The organism is Paraburkholderia sp. RAU6.4a (genome assembly GCF_050435625.1).
GTDB lineage: Bacteria > Pseudomonadota > Gammaproteobacteria > Burkholderiales > Burkholderiaceae > Paraburkholderia > Paraburkholderia tuberum.
Genome location: NZ_JBNDKQ010000002.1, coordinates 1,468,702 through 1,486,542, shown reverse-complemented (window position 1 = coordinate 1,486,542; position 17,841 = coordinate 1,468,702). Strand labels below are relative to the sequence as shown.

At 63.7% G+C, this 17,841-nt stretch carries 14 protein-coding genes, 1 other RNA gene and 2 pseudogenes; 10 read left to right on the top strand and 7 right to left on the bottom strand.

Annotation, left to right across the window (positions count from 1 at the left end):
* Positions 1-10: 10 nt before the first annotated feature.
* A pseudogene (locus OKW40_RS11550) lies at positions 11-1,586 on the bottom strand (formate dehydrogenase beta subunit).
* Positions 1,583-2,068, bottom strand: coding sequence for an NAD(P)H-dependent oxidoreductase subunit E (locus tag OKW40_RS11545; RefSeq protein ID WP_184011028.1), 486 nt, complete (start codon positions 2,066-2,068; stop codon positions 1,583-1,585). The pseudogene OKW40_RS11550 and the gene OKW40_RS11545 overlap by 4 nt, the downstream one beginning before the upstream one ends.
* Positions 2,069-2,201: 133 nt before the next feature.
* Here OKW40_RS11545 and OKW40_RS11540 point away from each other — a divergent pair, with 133 nt between their 5' ends.
* On the top strand, positions 2,202-3,281 hold the full coding sequence (locus tag OKW40_RS11540; RefSeq protein WP_429489770.1) for a substrate-binding domain-containing protein: 1,080 nt from the start codon (positions 2,202-2,204) through the stop codon (positions 3,279-3,281).
* Between the two features lie 131 nt (positions 3,282-3,412).
* Entirely contained in the window at positions 3,413-3,679 is a 267-nt protein-coding gene (locus OKW40_RS11535; RefSeq protein ID WP_018421395.1) for a hypothetical protein, read from the top strand.
* Positions 3,680-3,794: 115 nt separating this feature from the next.
* On the opposite strand, the gene OKW40_RS11530 is transcribed toward OKW40_RS11535, so the two are convergent.
* From OKW40_RS11530 to ompA, 5 genes and pseudogenes are all read right to left on the bottom strand, one after another.
* A complete protein-coding gene (locus OKW40_RS11530; protein WP_429489768.1) occupies positions 3,795-4,163 on the bottom strand; it encodes a COG4315 family predicted lipoprotein in 369 nt (122 codons plus the stop codon).
* A gap of 233 nt (positions 4,164-4,396) precedes the next feature.
* Positions 4,397-4,766: a transfer-messenger RNA gene (gene ssrA / locus OKW40_RS11525) on the bottom strand.
* A gap of 144 nt (positions 4,767-4,910) precedes the next feature.
* Entirely contained in the window at positions 4,911-5,624 is a 714-nt protein-coding gene (gph, locus tag OKW40_RS11520) for a phosphoglycolate phosphatase (RefSeq protein ID WP_090801335.1), read from the bottom strand.
* Between the two features lie 41 nt (positions 5,625-5,665).
* Positions 5,666-6,365 (bottom strand): annotated as a pseudogene (ubiG, locus tag OKW40_RS11515) (bifunctional 2-polyprenyl-6-hydroxyphenol methylase/3-demethylubiquinol 3-O-methyltransferase UbiG).
* 235 nt (positions 6,366-6,600) lie between these two features.
* Complete coding sequence (ompA, locus tag OKW40_RS11510; protein ID WP_090801331.1) at positions 6,601-7,248, bottom strand: outer membrane protein OmpA; 648 nt, start codon at positions 7,246-7,248, stop codon at positions 6,601-6,603.
* Between the two features lie 475 nt (positions 7,249-7,723).
* On the opposite strand from ompA, the gene gyrA reads away from it, so the two are divergent.
* From gyrA to cmk, 8 genes are all read left to right on the top strand, one after another.
* On the top strand, positions 7,724-10,354 hold the full coding sequence (gyrA, locus tag OKW40_RS11505; protein ID WP_429489766.1) for a DNA gyrase subunit A: 2,631 nt from the start codon (positions 7,724-7,726) through the stop codon (positions 10,352-10,354).
* A gap of 124 nt (positions 10,355-10,478) precedes the next feature.
* Positions 10,479-11,084, top strand: a complete 606-nt coding sequence (locus OKW40_RS11500; protein ID WP_184027684.1) for a DUF2059 domain-containing protein — start codon at positions 10,479-10,481, stop codon at positions 11,082-11,084.
* 206 nt (positions 11,085-11,290) lie between these two features.
* Positions 11,291-12,373 carry a 3-phosphoserine/phosphohydroxythreonine transaminase gene (serC, locus tag OKW40_RS11495; protein ID WP_184070725.1) on the top strand — a complete coding sequence of 361 codons (1,083 nt, stop codon included), beginning with the start codon at positions 11,291-11,293 and terminating at the stop codon, positions 12,371-12,373.
* A 63-nt stretch (positions 12,374-12,436) separates the two neighbouring features.
* Positions 12,437-13,516 carry a prephenate dehydratase gene (gene pheA / locus OKW40_RS11490; protein ID WP_018421374.1) on the top strand — a complete coding sequence of 360 codons (1,080 nt, stop codon included), beginning with the start codon at positions 12,437-12,439 and terminating at the stop codon, positions 13,514-13,516.
* Between the two features lie 81 nt (positions 13,517-13,597).
* Entirely contained in the window at positions 13,598-14,719 is a 1,122-nt protein-coding gene (gene hisC, locus OKW40_RS11485; RefSeq protein WP_429489764.1) for a histidinol-phosphate transaminase, read from the top strand.
* Between the two features lie 63 nt (positions 14,720-14,782).
* Entirely contained in the window at positions 14,783-15,724 is a 942-nt protein-coding gene (locus tag OKW40_RS11480) for a prephenate dehydrogenase (RefSeq protein ID WP_429491957.1), read from the top strand.
* An 18-nt stretch (positions 15,725-15,742) separates the two neighbouring features.
* Complete coding sequence (gene aroA, locus OKW40_RS11475; protein ID WP_429489762.1) at positions 15,743-17,047, top strand: 3-phosphoshikimate 1-carboxyvinyltransferase; 1,305 nt, start codon at positions 15,743-15,745, stop codon at positions 17,045-17,047.
* 47 nt (positions 17,048-17,094) lie between these two features.
* Entirely contained in the window at positions 17,095-17,781 is a 687-nt protein-coding gene (gene cmk, locus OKW40_RS11470) for a (d)CMP kinase (RefSeq protein WP_429489760.1), read from the top strand.
* Positions 17,782-17,841 lie beyond the last annotated feature (60 nt).

Genomic DNA, 17,841 nt, shown 5'->3' with positions numbered 1-17,841 from the left:
ACTCCTGGAGTCAGGCCGCGGCCGCTTTGGTGTGCGTGGTCGGCAGTGGGATCGGCGGCGAGACCGAAGTCTTCAGGGAAATGATCGAGCGCGGACAGCACCGGATACGGCGTCATGCCGCCCATCGCGCACAGCGAGCCGGCTACCATCGTGTCGCACAGATCGCGCAGCAATTGCACCTGACGCGTCGACGTGTCGCCGTTGCGAATCCGCGCGATCACCTCGACGCCGCGCGTCGAGCCGATCCGGCACGGTGTGCATTTGCCGCACGATTCGAGCGCGCAGAAGTGCATCGCGTATTGCGCGAGCTCGGCAAGATTCGAGGTGTCGTCATGCACGACGAGACCGCCGTGGCCGATCACCGCGCCGACTGCCGCATACGCCTCGTAGTCCATCGGAATGTCCCACTGGCTTGGCGGCAGATAGGTGCCGAGCGGACCGCCGACCTGCACCGCGCGCGCCGGCCGGCCGCTCGCGGTGCCGCCGCCGAAGTCGTCGAGCAGTTCGCGCAAGGTCACGCCGAACGCGAGTTCCACGAGGCCGCCTCGCTTGATGTTGCCGGCCAGTTGGAACGGCAGCGTGCCACGCGAGCGGCCCATGCCGAAGTCTTTATAGAACGCGGCGCCGCGCGCGAAGATGATCGGCACGGTGGCGAGCGTGATCGCGTTGTTGATCACGGTGGGCTGGCCATAGAGACCCACGAGTGCGGGCACCGGCGGCTTTGCGCGGACGATGCCGCGCTTGCCTTCGAGCGATTCCAGCATCGCGGTTTCCTCGCCGCACACATACGAGCCCGCGCCTTTCGCGACGAACAGCTCGAAACGCTGCCCGCTCGAGAGCACGCTGTCGCCGAGCCAGCCGGCTGTGCGCGCACGGGCGATGGCAGCTTCGAGCGTCGCGATCGAGTGCGGGTATTCGCTGCGCACATAGATGTAGCCGACGGTCGCGCCGGTCACGACGCCGGCGATGATCATGCCTTCGATGAGCACGTACGGATCGCTTTCCATCACGAGACGATCGGAGAAGGTGCCGGAATCGCCTTCGTCGGCATTGCAGACGACGTACTTCTGCGCGGCTTTCGCGCCGCGCACCGTGCGCCACTTGATGCCGGCCGGGAAGGCTGCGCCGCCGCGGCCGCGCAGACCGGATTCGATCAGCGCTTCGCAGGCGGCATCGCCGTCGGTTTGCAGGGCGTTGCGTAGGCCTTCGAGGCCGCCGTGCGCGACGTAATCGTCGATGGACAGCGGGTCGGTGATGCCGATCCGCGCGAAGGTCAGGCGCTGCTGCTTCTTCAGATACGGAATCTCGTCGACCACGCCGACGCGCCGCGCATGCTCGCCGCCGTCGACGAAGCCCGCGGCGAACAACGCGGCGACGTCTTCCACGTCGACATTCGCATAGCCGATGCGGCCTTCGGGCGTCGCAACTTCGACGAGCGGTTCGAGCCACAGCAACCCGCGCGAACCGTTGCGGATCAGTTCGATCGCAATGCCGCGGCGCGCGGCTTCGCTGGCGATGGCTTCGGCCAGCGCATCGGCGCCGAGCGCGAGCGCCGACGAATCTCGCGGAACATAGATGCGCGTCATGCCGGCACCTCCACGCATTTGCGGGCAGCGGCGAACAGCGCGTCGAATTTTTGCGGCGACACGCGCGCGTGCAGCGTGCCGTTGAGCATCATCGCCGGCGACAGCGCGCATTGGCCGAGGCAGTACACCGATTCGAGTTCCACCGTTGCGCCGTCATGGTGACCGGCGTCGAAGCGGCAACCGGTGTGCGCCTCGATGTGCTGGGCCAGCGCCTCGGTGCCCATGCTGCGGCACGCTTCGGCGCGGCACAGCTGCACCGTGACGGGCGCGGCCGGCGAGGTGCGAAAGTGATGGTAGTAAGTGATGACGCCGTGCACTTCCGCTCGCGACAGGTTCAGCGCGCGGGCGAGCGGTCCGACCGCCGCGGGTGGCACAAAGCCGAGTTCGTCCTGGATCGCGTGCAGGATCGTGATGAGTGTGCGGCCCGGCTGCGCGTGACGTTGCACGAGCTGATCCGGCGCCGTGGCGAGAGAATCGTCCAAAGGGGGCTCCTCCAAAGCGATATATGCACTTGTTATTCATAATACGCGCACGTATGCTTCGCTTATTCGACATGGTATAGCCGAAAGATAGGCGGGCCGACCGGCGCGCGCAATAGGAAACGGTCAAACATATATGGTCAGGATCGAATGTCAGGTCGAGCTGGTGGTGAAGGGCGCGGACGGCCGCGAGGCCAGCCTGTCTGACGTGGTGCCGCTGCTCGCGCTCGTCGATGAATCTGGCAGCATTGCGCAGGCCGCGGCGCTTAAGGGTTTGTCCTATCGGCACGCATGGGGCTTGCTGCGCAGTATCGAGGAGCGGTTTGGTGGTCCTCTGATCGCGAAAGAGCGTGGGCGCGGCTCGGTGTTGTCCGAGCTCGGTCACGCGGTGCTGCGCGGGCAGCGGCTCTGCGGCGAGCGGCTCGACGGCAATTTGCAGGCGCTCGCGAGCGAAGTGGCGAGCGATCTGAACCGCTGGCTTGCGCCCCCCGCCGATGACGTGCGCATCCACGCGTCGCACGGTTACGCGGTGGCCGCGCTTGTTACGGCGCTGGTCGCCAACGATCTGCCGGTCGAGATCAAGTACCGCGACAGCGCCGAGGCGGTCAGTGCGCTCGCGCGCGGCGAGTGCGATCTGGCGGGCTTTCATCTGCCGCTCGGCGAGTTCCGCGCGGTGTGCGCCGATACCTACCGGCGCTGGCTCGATCCGCAACGCCATGTGCTCGTGCATCTGACCCGACGCAAGCAGGGTCTGTTCATCGGCAAGGGCAATCCGAAGCGGATCGGCGGGCTCGGCGATCTGGCGCGCGACGACATCCGTTTCGTCAACCGCCAGCCGGGCTCGGGTACGCGGATGGTGCTCGATCTCGCGCTGCGACAGGTCGGTGTGGACCCGGACCGCGTCAACGGCTATGCGTCGACCGAGCTGACGCACTCGGCGATCGCGGCGTTCGTCGCGAGCGGCATGGTGGACATAGGCTTCGGCGTCGAACCGGCCGCGCATCATTTCGGGCTCGACTTCATTCCGATCGTCGACGAGGACTATTACTTCGCGTGCGATCGCGCGCACCTCTGTCGCGCGCCGCTCGCGACGGTGATCAACCTGTTGCGCGGCAGCGCGTTTCACCAACGCGTCGAGCAGCTCGCCGGCTACGATCCGTGCGACTGCGGCAGGCTCGTCGATCTGGACGAGGGGCTCGGCGGCGCGCTCGCGTAACGGCCGGAGTAAGAGCCTGTAACCAGAAAAGCGGTGGCGCTCGGCGTGCGCGGCTGCGCAGCGCGCCGGTTTCGGCTACTCTCTTGGCTTCGTATCCGCCTTTACCGCGCGCCAAGCCGCGCTGAACCGACATGAAAGCTCTTCTCCATGCATGTGCCGCCGCTGCCGCGGCTGGTGTGCTCTGTGCCACCGTCTCCGTCGCTTACGCGCAAAATTCGCCTGGCGTGCCGGGTGGCATCCTGACCGACGAATTCCGCATTAACGAGCATCCGCAGATGCCATTCGCTGCGTCCGCCCCGTCGGACAAGTATCAGCACGGCCGACGTTCGCAAGCGCGCAAGCGCGGCGACATGGGAGACCCGAATGGCTGCAATCTGCAGTGCCCGAAAGACGAATAAGAATTGGCTCGGGCTTCGCTCGAGCTTCGAGGTTTGACGTAACGCCGGCCCTTGGGTCGGCGTTGTGCTTTGTGGCGGGGGCGATGGCGGCCCAGTTGCCGGCCGGAGTGGCTTCTTATGGCCTGGCGATGTGCCAGATTTCCTTGAAACCGTCCCCCTTTGCATCGCCCGCCTGCTTGTCGGCCGCATAGTGATACAGCGGATGGTCCTTGTACGTCCATTGTTGCTTACCGTCTGCGCTCGGGATCAGCGTCCAGTCGCCAGACGGCTTGTCGGTCGGCGCCGCCGTGGCCGCCGGCCAGTTGCTCATGCAGCCGCCGGTGCAGGCGCTGACGCCGGGCGTGGTGTCCTTGTCGAACGTGTAGAGCGTCATGCCGTCAGCGGTGACGAAGCGGCCGTCGGATAGTTTGGGCGGATCGGCGAAGGCACCGGCGTGTAGCACGGCGAGTGCGAGCGGGGCCAGCAGAGCGATGGTCTTGCGCATGACGCAGGCTCCTGTTTTGGCGACGTGGTTGACGAGTGACGACTCGCTTCGAGCTACGAGTATAGGCAGCGGCCGCGGATTTACCGGGGCGTGTTGTGCGTCCCCGCTGAGTGAAGGGGAGACGTGTGGCCAGCCCGCAAAGCGTCGCGGACGGTGCCGAAAGTAAACAAACCCCGACAGCGTTACGCTACCGGGGTTTTTTGGGGCCGTTCATCGCGAACGTTCCAGGTATTTGGTGGAGGCGGCGGGAATCGAACCCGCGTCCAGAAGTCCTCTACGACCAGTTCTACATGTTTAGTTCTGTCTTTTGATTTAACCGCAGCGACGCGGACGAACACGCTGCGCTACGGCGATTCACTAAATTTTCGACCCGGACGTCGTGACGCCGCCAAGGCTTAACTGACGTATATGACCTCTGTCGGTATTGCTACCGGTCTTGCGACACTAGCCCGTCAGTGAACTAGGCAGAGGACGGCGGCCCTTAGGCTGCCAGTGCGAACGTATCGTCGTTTGCAGTTACGTTTTTCCCATTGATTAACGAGGTGACGGGTCCTCGACATGCCCTAGCCGCTTCGCAACCCCTGTCGAAACCAGGTCGCCCCCGCGGTTCGTTGCTCACATATGTGAGCCAAAGGAGATTTTACAATAGATCGAGGGCCGCGTCGTGCGTCTTTGGTGGCCGCTGAATGGTGCAACATGGCTAACAAGAGTGCGGGACGGGACCTTCAGCCGATCTGTCTGACTTTGTCAGCCGATGTCGCGCAGCAGGGTTTGCAACTCGGCCGTCGATTCTACGACGTGTTGCGCGTGCCACCGTGTCGGCGGAATGTCGTTGCCGCAATAGCCGTACGCCGCGGCGACGGTCTTCATGCCGGCGGCAAAACCGGCCTGCACGTCGCGCAGATCGTCGCCGATATAGACGACGCGCTCCGGCGCGATGTCCAGTTCACGCGCCGCGTGCAGCAACGGCGCGGGGTGCGGCTTCGAATGCGGGGTCGTGTCGCCGCTCACCACGCAGCCGGCGCGCTCCTCGAGCCCGAGTTGCGCGACGAGCGGCTCGGTGAGCCGCGCGACCTTGTTCGTGACGATGCCCCAGCGCACGCCGCGCGCGTCGAGTTCGTCGAGCACTTCCGCGATACCCGGAAAGAGCGTCGTCTCGATGCACAGATCTGCTTCGTAGTTGGCGAGAAACTCCTCGCGCATCGATGCGAATTCGTGATGATCCGGCCCGATGCCGAACGCCCCGCAGATCAGTCCGCGCGCTCCGGCTGATGCCAGCGGGCGCAGCTTCTCGAGCGGCACCATCTTGAGCCCCCGGTCGTGGCGCATCTTGTTGACGGCGGCCGCGAGGTCGGGCGCCGTGTCGGCAAGCGTGCCGTCGAGGTCGAAAAGCACGGCGAGGCAAAAGCCGAGCGTGTCGTCGTTGTCTTCGCGTTGCGGCAGGGGAGTCGGGTCGCTCATTGTTCGTTTCGGATACGGCGGATCGGGGCGGTTCGGGCAATTCAGGCGTCGCGGCGACAGGCGAGCATATAGTTGACGCTCGTGTCGGACGACAGCGCGAAAAGCTTGCTGAGCGGGTTGTACACGATGCCCTTGATGTCCGCCGTGCGCAGCTCGGCGGCGCGCACGAAGCCGGCGAGCTCCGACGGGCGGATGAAGCGCGCGTAGTCGTGCGTGCCCATCGGCAGCATTCGCGCGATGTATTCGGCGCCGATCACCGCGAACAGATACGACTTGACATTGCGGTTCAGCGTGGAAAAAAACACCCAGCCGCCCGGCTTCACGAGATTCTTGCAGGCCTCGACGATTGCGGCCGGCCTGGGCACGTGCTCGAGCATTTCCATGCAGGTGACCACGTCATAGGTGCCCGCGTTCGCGTGCGGCCAGCGCCTCAGCCGCGATTTCTTCGTAATCGACGGTTACACCGCTTTCAAGACTGTGAAGATCCGCGACACCGAGTGCCTGCGTCGACAGATCGATGCCCTTCACATGAGCGCCCAAACCTGCCATCGATTCCGACAGGATGCCGCCGCCGCAGCCGATATCGAGCACCTTTTTGCCGGCGAGATGGGCGTGGGCGTCGATCCAGCCTAGACGAATCGGATTCAGTTCGTGCAGCGGCTTGAATTCGGCGTTCGGGTCCCACCAACGATGCGCGAGGTCGCTGAATTTCTGTAGTTCGTGAGGATCGGCGTTGGTCATGGTGAAGGCTGCCTCGATGAAAGCAGTGAGCGGACGCTCGAGGATAAACCCTGAGTATATAGGGCGAGAGAAAGAGCGGCAAAAGCGCATCGGGTAGCGGGCGCTGATGCAAGCTGCGAGCCGCTGGTAGCTGAGCGGGACCCTCCTGCGTCGCGCATCACGCCAGGCCGCGGTACCCGCGCATAAAAAAAGCCCCGCCGAAGCGGGGCTTTCGATACTGCGGTAATTTTCCAGCTTACTGCTTCGGCGTACCGACAACTTCGACTTCCACGCGGCGGTCCGGTGCGAGGCAGGCGATGAGTTGCTTGCGGTTCTTCTGGTTGCACCCGGTGGTAACCGGGTTGCGCGGACCCTTGCCTTCCGTGTAGATACGGTTGGCTTCGACGCCCTTGCTGACCAGGAAGGCCTTCACAGCTTGAGCACGACGCAGCGACAGACGGTCGTTGTAGGCGACGGAACCGATACGGTCGGTGTGGCCCGTAGCGACGACGACTTCGAGGTTGATGCCCTGGATCTTCGATGCCAGTTCGCTCAGACGTTCCTTGCCGGCTGGCTTCAGGATTGCCTTGTCGAAGTCGAACAGCGCATCAGCTTGATACGTAATCTTTTCGCTGGAGATAGCCGGAGGCGGAGGGACCGGTGCCGGCGGGGTCGGAGCCTGAGCAACCAGAGCGCCGTCGCACTTGGCGTTAGCCGTTGCGGGCGTCCAGAATGCATCGCGCCAGCAAAGCTCGTTCGTGCCGTTCATCCACACGTATTCGCCAGTACCATTCACCCAGTTGTCGTTGGTAGCTTGTCGCGACGCCGGCACCGACTGCGCCATGGCGGATGCAGCCATAACTGCGGTAGCTGCAATGAACGCGAGCTTTGAAAGTTTATTCATATTTCTCCTCTCGAAATTGAGATTACCGCAGGTTTACTGCGAGCCTGTTGACGAAGACCAGTCATACATTGCTCGAAGTATAACATTGGTGCGGAACAAAAACCGTTTGTGTAGACTTCGAGCAGTGTCTGACTCTTTGTGCGTTGGCATTTTGCCATATCGTTCCCTTCCGACGAAAAAAAAATCCGCCCCCGATCAAATCCCCCTCCAATTGTGGTGCATGCGCAACAAATGTTTTCGTCTGAGCGGTCCGCCGGCTCTGGCTGAGCGGCGAATTGGTCCCATGCAGGAATCGAGCCTGACGAGACTGAAATTGTGCGATCGGCGAGGTGTTGGCGGGTGCCCCTCTAATATGTATACGTACCTTCGTCGGGCGTGGATTCGTGGCATGTTAGAATCGCGTGATGCGTTGCGCCTGCAATGCTTACGCGAAGAAGCGGCGAAACCCCGCCTTCGCACGTAAAAGATACGGATAATGGATCAATTCGCCAAAGAGACTCTGCCAATCTCCCTTGAGGAGGAAATGCGCCGTTCGTATCTCGATTACGCGATGAGCGTGATCGTAGGGCGAGCGCTTCCCGATGTCCGCGATGGCCTGAAGCCGGTGCACCGGCGCGTGCTGTTCGCGATGCATGAGCTGAACAACGACTGGAACCGCGCCTACAAGAAGTCGGCGCGTATCGTCGGCGACGTCATCGGTAAATACCATCCGCACGGCGACACCGCTGTCTACGACACGATCGTACGGATGGCGCAGGACTTCTCGCTGCGCTACATGCTCGTCGACGGCCAGGGGAACTTCGGTTCCGTCGACGGCGACAATGCCGCGGCGATGCGTTACACCGAAATCCGCATGGCGAAGATCGGCCACGAACTGCTGGCCGACATCGACAAGGAAACGGTCGACTTCGCGCCGAACTACGACGGCAGCGAGAACGAGCCGGCCATCCTGCCCGCGCGCATCCCTAATCTGCTGATCAATGGTTCGTCCGGCATCGCGGTCGGCATGGCGACCAATATCCCGCCGCACAACCTCAATGAAGTCGTCGACGCGTGTCAGCATCTGCTGAAAAACCCGGAAGTGACGATCGACGAGCTGATCGAGATCATCCCCGCGCCCGACTTCCCGACCGCCGGCATCATCTACGGCGTGGCCGGCGTGCGCGACGGCTATCGCACCGGCCGCGGCCGCGTCGTGATGCGCGCGCTGACGCACTTCGAGGAAATCGACCGTGGCCAGCGCATGGCGATCATTGTCGACGAGCTGCCCTATCAGGTGAACAAGCGCTCGCTGCTCGAGCGCATCGCCGAGCTCGTCAACGAGAAGAAGCTCGAAGGCATTTCCGACATCCGCGACGAATCCGACAAGAGCGGGATGCGCGTCGTGATCGAGCTGAAGCGCGGCGAAGTGCCCGAGGTCGTGCTGAACAATCTGTACAAGGCGACCCAGCTTCAGGACACGTTCGGTATGAACATGGTCGCGCTCGTCGACGGCCAGCCGAAGCTCCTGAATCTGAAGGAAATGCTGACGTGCTTCCTGTCGCATCGCCGGGAAGTGCTGACGCGGCGCACCGTCTACGAACTGCGCAAGGCGCGCGAACGTGGTCACGTGCTCGAAGGTCTCGCGGTTGCGCTCGCGAACATCGACGAATTCATCGCGCTCATCAAGGCCGCGCCGACACCGCCTATCGCCAAGCAGGAGCTGATGTCGCGCGCGTGGGATTCGTCGCTCGTGCGCGAAATGCTGTCACGCGCCGAGTCGGAAAACGCGTCGGCGGGCGGTCGCGAAGCTTATCGTCCGGAAGGACTGAACCCGTCGTTCGGCATGCAGACCGACGGCCTTTACCGTCTGTCCGATACGCAGGCGCAGGAAATCCTGCAGATGCGCCTGCAGCGACTGACCGGTCTCGAGCAAGACAAGATCATCGGCGAATACCGCGACGTGATGGCGCAGATCGCTGACCTGCTGGACATTCTGGCTCGCCCGGAACGCATTTCGGCGATCATCGTCGACGAACTCACGTCCATCAAGGCCGAATTCGGCGATGCGCGTCGCTCGAAGATCGAGTTGAACGCGACCGAGCTGAACACCGAAGACCTGATCACGCCGCAGGAAATGGTCGTGACGATGTCGCACGCGGGCTACGTGAAATCGCAACCGTTGTCCGAATATCGAGCCCAGAAGCGCGGTGGTCGTGGCAAGCAGGCCACTTCCATGAAGGAAGACGACTGGATCGACACGCTGTTCATTGCCAATACGCACGACCACATCCTGTGCTTCTCGAACCGCGGCCGTGTGTACTGGGTCAAGGTCTACGAAGTGCCGCAGGGTTCGCGCAATTCGCGCGGCCGGCCGATCGTCAATATGTTCCCGCTGCAAGAAGGCGAAAAGATCACGGTCGTGCTGCCGGTCAAGGAGTTCTCGGCCGACAAGTTCGTGTTCATGGCGACCGCGTTGGGAACGGTAAAAAAGACGCCGCTGGAAGCATTTAGCCGGCCGCTGCGCAAGGGTATTATTGCGGTCGGTCTCGATGAGGGCGATTACCTGATCGGCGCCGCGATCACCGACGGCCAGCACGACGTGATGCTGTTCTCGGATTCGGGCAAGGCAGTGCGCTTCGACGAAAACGACGTGCGTCCGATGGGCCGCGAGGCGCGCGGCGTGCGCGGCATGCAGCTCGAGGACGGCCAGAACGTGATCGCGTTGCTGGTGGCCGACGACGAGCAGCAGTCGGTGCTCACCGCAACCGAGAACGGCTACGGCAAGCGCACCCCAATCACCGAGTACACGCGTCACGGCCGCGGCACGAAGGGCATGATCGCAATCCAGACGTCGGAGCGTAACGGCAAGGTCGTTGCTGCGACGCTGGTGGACCCGGAAGCGCAGATCATGCTGATTACCACGACGGGCGTGCTGATTCGCACGCGCGTGTCGGAAATTCGCGAAATGGGACGCGCAACGCAAGGTGTTACACTCATCAGCCTTGACGAAGGGACCAAGCTGTCCGGTCTGCAACAGGTAGCGGAGGCCGAGGGCGAGTCGGAAAGCGATTCCGACGGCTCCGCTGAAGGTGATAACGGCGGTGAGGGCGGCGGCGCGGCTTGATCCGTGCCAGCGGCTTTCAGTCTCAGTTAATACGTTGAAGCTACGCTGCGGGTCACCGCGTATCGGGCCGGTACGCTTTCCCGTGTGGCGTGCAGTTCAAGTTAATTTCTCTTAGGGAGTAGTGATGCAAAAACGATTCAAACAACTGATGTTGCTGGCTGCCATCGTGCCGACCTTCGCCATGGCTCAAGCGCTGCAGAACCAGGCGCCTGCGGCTCCGGCTGCCGCAGCAGCACCGGTTGATCCGGCCAAGCAAGCTGCCATCAAGGAGCTGCTCGACGCCATCGATGCGCAGAAGCTGGTTGGCGCAATCGGCAACAGCGCGCAGATGCAGGCCAAGCAGCTCGTTCCGGCAATCCTGTCGGACGCGCTGACCGAGAACAAGACGATGACGGACAAGCAGAAGCAGGCCGCCGTGCCGACGCTGCAAAAGAACGCGGTACCGAAGCTGGTGGACAGCGCGGGCCAGGTGTTCGCGACCGACTCTTTCCGTCAGGACGCGATGCAATCTCAGTACGACGCGTACGCGAAGTACTACAGCACGTCGGAAATCAAGGATCTGACCACGTTCTACAAGAGCCCGACCGGTCGCAAGTTCATCCAGGTGCAAGACCAGGTTGGCCGCGACGTCGTGAACGGTCTGATGCAGAAGTACATGCCGGAATCGATCAAGGCAACGCGTGACCAGGCCGACAAGGAAGTCGCATCGGTCAAGCCGGCTGCCAAGTAAATTCCGCTCGCAGGCTGCGCTGATCAGCCGGCCTGTCGTCGCGCCCGCTGGGCCAACCGGCGTGGCGGGTTGGCGGCGACAATGCGATAATGGTCGTTTGCGCACTGGCGCAGACGGCCATTTTCTTTTTCGGTGAGCCATTTCGCAGTTCTTTTCGCCGATTCCCGCGCGACTTCGTTATTTCGCGCCCGCTTCCAGGACCTCACATGCGCGTCTTTAATTTCTCCGCCGGCCCGGCGGCCATGCCCGAAGAAGTGCTGCGCCAGGCAGCCGACGAGATGCTGAATTGGCAAGGCAGTGGTATGAGCGTGATGGAAATGAGCCATCGCGGCAAGGAATTCATGTTGATCCACGAGGAAGCGCTGACCGATCTGCGCGAGTTGCTGCAGGTGCCGGCAAGCCACCGCATCCTGTTTCTGCAGGGCGGCGGACTCGGCGAAAACGCGATCGTGCCGATGAACCTGCTCGGCTCGAAACCGCGCGCGGATTTCGTCATCACCGGCTCGTGGTCGGAGAAATCGTTCAAGGAAGCGCAGAAATACGGCAGCGTGCATCTCGCCGCGACCGGCAAGACAGCCGAGGGCTTCACCCGCGCGCCGGCGCGCTCGGAATGGCAACTGTCGGACGATCCGGCTTACGTGCACTTGTGCACCAACGAGACCATTCACGGCGTCGAAACCTTCGAGATTCCCGACCTCGGCGATACTCCGCTCGTCGCGGACGCGTCGTCGCATATCCTGTCGCGCCCGATGGACATCGCCAAATACGGCGTGCTATTCGGCGGTGCGCAGAAGAACATCGGCATGGCCGGCGTGACGGTCGTGATCGTGCGTGAGGACATGCTCGATCGCGCGATGCCGATCTGCCCGTCGGCGTTCGAATGGAAGACCGTCGCCGAGAACAATTCGATGTACAACACTCCGCCCACCTACGCGATCTATATCGCCGGGCTCGTGTTCAAGTGGTTGAAGAAGCAGGGCGGCCTCCTGGCGATGGAGGCACGCAACCTCGAAAAATCGAAGCTGCTGTACGACACGATCGACTCGAGCAGCTTCTATCTGAACAAGGTCGAGCGTGGCTCGCGCTCCCGGATGAACGTACCGTTCTTCCTCGCCGACGAGTCGCGCAACGAAGATTTCCTGTCCGGCGCGAAGGCGCGGGGATTGGTGCAGCTAAAGGGCCACAAGTCCGTCGGCGGCATGCGGGCGTCGATTTATAACGCCGTCCCGCTCGAAGGCGTCAAAGCGCTTGTCGAATACATGAAGGAATTCGAACAGCGCAGTGCCTGAGCCACACTGACCGGCAGGCGTGCGCATCTTTTCCAGCAGTTACCCGGCAAAGCCGTTTTACGCATGGACGACGAACTCAATACACGACTCAAACCTCTGCGCGATCGCATCGACGCGCTCGACGCGCAGTTGATCGCGCTCCTGAACCAGCGCGCGTCGGTCGCGCTCGAAGTCGGGGAGGTCAAGAAGCATTTCAACGCACCGGTGTTCCGACCCGAGCGCGAGATGCAGGTGATCGCGCGCCTGCAGGAGATGAGCGCGGGGCCGCTTGCGGACGAACACATCAGCGCGATCTGGCGCGAGATCATGGCCGCAAGCCGCGCGCTCGAAAAGACCATCAAGGCCGCGTACCTCGGACCCGTCGGCACCTATAGCGAACAGGCGATGCATGAGTACTTCGGTCAGTCGATCGAAGGGCTGCCGTGCCCGTCGATCGATGAAGTGTTCCGCTCCGTCGAGGCGGGCGCCGCCGACTACGGCGTCGTGCCGGTCGAGAATTCGACCGAAGGCGCGGTGTCGCGCACGCTGGATCTGCTGCTGCAAACGCAGCTGACCATCGGCGGCGAACTCGCATTGCCGATTCATCACAACCTGCTCACGCAAAACGGGCTCGCCGGCGTCACGCGCGTGTGCGCGCACGCCCAGGCGCTCGCGCAGTGCCAGCGCTGGCTGTCGACCAACGCGCCGCATCTCGAGCGCCAGGCGGTGTCGAGCAACGCGGAAGCTGCACGGATGGCAGCCGAAGATCCGACCGTCGCGGCCATCGCCGGCGACCGCGCCGCGATCCACTACGGCCTGCAGGTCACCAACGCGCTGATCCAGGACGATCCGCACAACCGCACACGCTTCGTGATGATCGGCAAGCAGCCGACCGGTCCGAGCGGCTACGACCAGACCTCGCTGATTGTGTCGGTCGTGAACGAACCGGGTGCGATGGTCAAGCTGCTCGAGCCGCTGGCGCGCCACGGCGTGTCGATGACGCGTTTCGAATCGCGCCCGGCGCGCGTCGGCACGTGGGAGTACTACTTCTATATCGATGTCGAAGGCCATCGCGACGACCCGGCCGTGGCCGCCGCGCTCGCCGGGCTCGGCGAGAAGGCCGCGTTCCTGAAAATACTCGGCTCGTATCCGCGCGCCCGGTAAGGGCTGGCAGCGCAGTCCGGGCGGCGCCAAGTGCACTGCCCGAACGCATATTTCACTATCCATCGTCGTTCGGAGATTTTCATGACAGCGTCTTTCGGCCCTTCCTATGTGCGTGCGATCGCGCCGTACATCGCCGGCAAGCCGATTTCGGAAGTGGCCCGCGAGTTTGGTCTCGACGAGGCGAGCATCGTGAAGCTGGCATCGAACGAGAATCCGCTCGGCATGCCGGAATCCGCGCAGCGCGCGATGGCGCAGGCGATCGCCGACCTCGGCCGCTATCCGGACTCGAACGGTTTCGAACTGAAGGCGGCGCTCGCCGCGCGCTACGGCGTGCCGGCCGAGTGGATCACGCTCGGCAACGGCAGCAATGACATCCTCGAACTCGCCGCGCACGCGTTCGTCGAGAAGGGCCAGGCGGTAGTGTTCTCGGAGTATTCGTTCGCGGTCTATGCGCTCGCAACGCAAGGCGTCGGCGCGCGCGCGATCGTCGTGCCGGCCGTGCACTATGGTCACGACCTCGACGCGATGCTTGCCGCGATCGACGACGACACGCGTCTCGTGTTCGTCGCCAATCCGAACAATCCGACCGGTACGTTCGTCGACGGTCCGACGCTCGAGGCGTTTCTCGGCAAAGTGCCGCACCATGTGGTCGTCGTGCTCGACGAGGCGTACACCGAGTATCTGTCGGCGGACAAGCGCTATGACTCGATCGACTGGGTGCGCCGCTATCCGAACCTGCTGGTGTCGCGTACTTTCTCGAAGGCGTTCGGCCTGGCGGGCCTGCGTATCGGCTTCGCGATCGCGCAGCCCGGCTTGACCGATCTGCTGAATCGACTGCGTCAGCCGTTTAACGTCAATACGCTCGCGCAGGCCGCGGCGATTGCGGCACTGAACGACAGCGCATTTCTGGAAAAGAGCGCGGCGCTGAACGCGCAGGGCTATAAGCTTCTGACCGAGGCGTTCGACAAGCTCGGTCTCGAATACGTGCCATCCGAAGGTAACTTCGTGCTCGTGCGCGTCGGCGGTGACGACGAAGCCGGCGCCCGGGTGAATCTCGCGCTGCTGAAACAGGCTGTGATCGTGCGACCGGTCGGCAACTACGGTTTGCCGCAATGGCTACGCATCACGATCGGCCTGCCGGAGGAAAACGGAGCGTTCCTCGCGGCGCTCGAAAAGACGCTTGCCGAGCCTGCCGCTGCGTAAGCATTGCTCCTTGATCCCGCGCGTCGGCCGGCAGGAGCGGCGCGCTTATTGTCCGTATTGTGTGTGAGCGACGTGGCCGCGTTTTCTTTTAACAAGCTGGTGATTTTCGGTGTCGGCCTAATCGGCGGATCGCTCGCGCGCGCGTTGCGTGAACGCGGCGAGGCCGGCGGGGCACGCACGGTGGTTGGGGTGGGACGGACGTCCGCGTCGAGCGAGCGCGCCTTGGCGCTCGGGGTGATCGACGGCAGCGCGGCGCTCATCGACGACGCCGCGCTGCGGGACGCGCTAGCGGGCGCGGACTTCGTGCTGCTCGCGGCGCCGGTCGCGCAGACACAGCCGCTGCTCGAACGCATCGCGCTGCATCTCGACGCCAACACGATCGTCACCGATGCGGGCAGCACCAAGTCCGACGTGGTCGCCGCCGCGCGCGCGGCGCTCGGTGCACGGATCGGCCAGTTCGTGCCGGGCCATCCGATCGCCGGCCGCGAGTCGAGCGGCGTCGACGCCGCGTTGCCCGATCTGTACGTGAACCGCAACGTCGTGCTGTGCCCGCTGCCGGAGAACGCGCCGGAAGCGGTCGAGCGCGTCGCGGCGATGTGGCGCGCCACCGGCGCCTTGGTGCGAGACATGACGCCGCAGCAGCACGACCGCGTGTTCGCGTCGGTCAGTCATCTACCGCACGTGCTGTCGTTCGCGCTCGTCGAACAGATCCTCAGTTCGCCCGACGCCGCTTTGAAGTTTTCGTTCGCGGCGGGCGGATTCCGCGACTTCACGCGCATCGCCGCGTCGAGTCCGGAGATGTGGCGCGACGTCTGCGTCGCCAATCGCGCGGCGCTGCTCGACGAACTCGACGCGTATACCGCGGTGCTCGCGCGCCTGCGCACGGCGATCGAGGCCGGCGACGGCGCCGCGCTCGAAGCGGTGTTCGCGCGCTCGCGCGTCGCGCGCAGTCAGTGGCAGGAGCAGCGCGCGGCTGGCGTGGCCGCCAGCGACGCGTCCAAATAACCGGAAACTGGACACATCATGGAATTCCTCGATCTCGGACCTTTTTCCCGTGCGTCCGGCACGATTCGTCTGCCCGGCTCGAAGAGCATCTCGAACCGCGTGCTGCTGCTCGCCGCGCTCGCCGAAGGCGAGACGACGATCACGAACCTGCTCGATTCCGATGACACCCGCGTGATGCTCGCCGCGCTCGAAAAGCTTGGCGTACGTCTGAAGCGCGACGGTGACACCTGCGTCGTGACCGGCACGCGCGGCGCGTTCACCGCGCGAACGGCCGACCTGTTCCTCGGCAACGCGGGTACGGCGGTGCGTCCGCTGACCGCGGCCCTCTCCGTGAACGGCGGCGACTACCGGATCCACGGCGTGCCGCGCATGCACGAGCGGCCGATCGGCGATCTCGTCGACGGCCTGCGCCAGATCGGCGCGAAGATCGACTACGAACAGAACGAAGGCTATCCGCCGCTACGCATCCGTCCCGCCCAGATCACGGCCGACGCGCCGATCCGCGTGCGCGGCGATGTGTCGAGCCAGTTTCTGACCTCGCTGCTGATGACGCTGCCGCTCTTGCGCACCGCGAGCGGCGTCACCACCGTGCAGGTCGACGGCGAGCTGATCTCGAAGCCGTACATCGAGATCACGATCAAGCTGATGGCGCGCTTCGGCATCGACGTCGAGCGTCACGGCTGGCACCAGTTCGTGGTGCCGGCCGGGCAGCGTTATCAGTCGCCAGGCGCGATCATGGTGGAAGGGGATGCGTCGTCGGCGTCGTATTTCCTCGCCGCGGGAGCGCTCGGCGGCGGCCCGCTGAGAGTGGAAGGTGTGGGCCGCGCGAGCATCCAGGGCGACGTCGGCTTTGCCGATGCGCTGATCAAGATGGGCGCGAACCTGCAGATGGGCGAGGACTGGATCGAAGTGCGCGGCGTCGGCAACGACCATGGCAAGCTCGATCCGATCGACATGGACTTCAACCTGATCCCCGACGCGGCGATGACGATCGCGGTCGCCGCGCTGTTCGCGGACGGCACGACCACGCTGCGCAACATCGCAAGCTGGCGCGTCAAGGAAACCGACCGGATCGCCGCGATGGCGACCGAGCTGCGCAAGGTCGGCGCGAAGGTGCAGGAGGGCGAGGATTTCCTCGTCGTCACGCCGCCCGAAAAGCTCATCCCGAATGCCGCGATCGACACCTACGACGACCACCGTATGGCGATGTGCTTCTCGCTCGTGAGCTTGGGCGGTGTGCCGATCCGCATCAACGACCCGAGGTGCGTCGGCAAGACGTTCCCGGATTATTTCGAGCGCTTCACGGCGCTCGCGCAAGCCTGATGCAATCCAGATTCGCGTGCGAATCGCCCGATGTGCGACATTTTTAGATGAAACCGATCCGTCCCTTTCACCAGACGCCCGTCATTACGATCGACGGCCCCAGCGCCTCCGGCAAAGGCACTGTGGCCGCGATGGTGGCCGCCAACCTCGGCTTTCACCTGCTCGACAGCGGCGCGCTCTACCGGCTCGCGGCACTCGCGAGCCTGCGCTACGGCATCGCGGCGGACGACGTCGACGCACTTGTCAAACTGATCGACGACCTCCATATCACGTTTCGCGAGGGGCTCGCGCAGCTCGACGGCGTCGATGTATCGATCGAAATTCGTGCCGAGGAAGTGGGCAGCCGCGCCTCGGCGATCGCCGTTCACGCGCCGGTGCGAACCGCGCTGGTGGCGCGTCAGCGGGCGTTTCGCAAGGAGCCGGGGCTCGTCGCCGACGGGCGCGACATGGGCACCGTGATCTTTCAGGATGCCGTGCTGAAGGTGTTCATGACGGCGAGCGTCGAGGCCCGCGCGACGCGCCGGCATAAGCAATTGATCCAAAAAGGATTTTCTGCTAATATAGATGACTTGCTCCGGGATTTGCGTGAGCGCGACGAGCGTGACAGTCAGCGCGCGGCCGCGCCGCTCAAGCCCGCGGCGGATGCAAAACTGCTTGATACCTCCGCATTGTCGGTCGACCAGGCGGTCGAGCAGGTGGTGCAATGGTATGAAGCGCTGGTCCCGCATGCGTAACTGAAACGGTCATGCGGTAGTGGCCAGACAGCGGCAGTCCTGTTGTTGGTTGGTGCTTCG

Bases quoted from the DNA above. Each gene is read 5' to 3' on its own strand.
- OKW40_RS11540 (WP_429489770.1), top strand. From the start codon at position 2,202: ATGGTCAGGATCGAATGTCAGGTCGAGCTGGTGGTGAAGGGCGCGGAC.
- OKW40_RS11535 (WP_018421395.1), top strand. From the start codon at position 3,413: ATGAAAGCTCTTCTCCATGCATGTGCCGCCGCTGCCGCGGCTGGTGTG.
- OKW40_RS11530 (WP_429489768.1), bottom strand. From the start codon at position 4,163: ATGCGCAAGACCATCGCTCTGCTGGCCCCGCTCGCACTCGCCGTGCTA.
- gph (WP_090801335.1), bottom strand. From the start codon at position 5,624: ATGAGCGACCCGACTCCCCTGCCGCAACGCGAAGACAACGACGACACG.
- ompA (WP_090801331.1), bottom strand. From the start codon at position 7,248: ATGAATAAACTTTCAAAGCTCGCGTTCATTGCAGCTACCGCAGTTATG.
- gyrA (WP_429489766.1), top strand. From the start codon at position 7,724: ATGGATCAATTCGCCAAAGAGACTCTGCCAATCTCCCTTGAGGAGGAA.
- OKW40_RS11500 (WP_184027684.1), top strand. From the start codon at position 10,479: ATGCAAAAACGATTCAAACAACTGATGTTGCTGGCTGCCATCGTGCCG.
- serC (WP_184070725.1), top strand. From the start codon at position 11,291: ATGCGCGTCTTTAATTTCTCCGCCGGCCCGGCGGCCATGCCCGAAGAA.
- pheA (WP_018421374.1), top strand. From the start codon at position 12,437: ATGGACGACGAACTCAATACACGACTCAAACCTCTGCGCGATCGCATC.
- hisC (WP_429489764.1), top strand. From the start codon at position 13,598: ATGACAGCGTCTTTCGGCCCTTCCTATGTGCGTGCGATCGCGCCGTAC.
- aroA (WP_429489762.1), top strand. From the start codon at position 15,743: ATGGAATTCCTCGATCTCGGACCTTTTTCCCGTGCGTCCGGCACGATT.
- cmk (WP_429489760.1), top strand. From the start codon at position 17,095: ATGAAACCGATCCGTCCCTTTCACCAGACGCCCGTCATTACGATCGAC.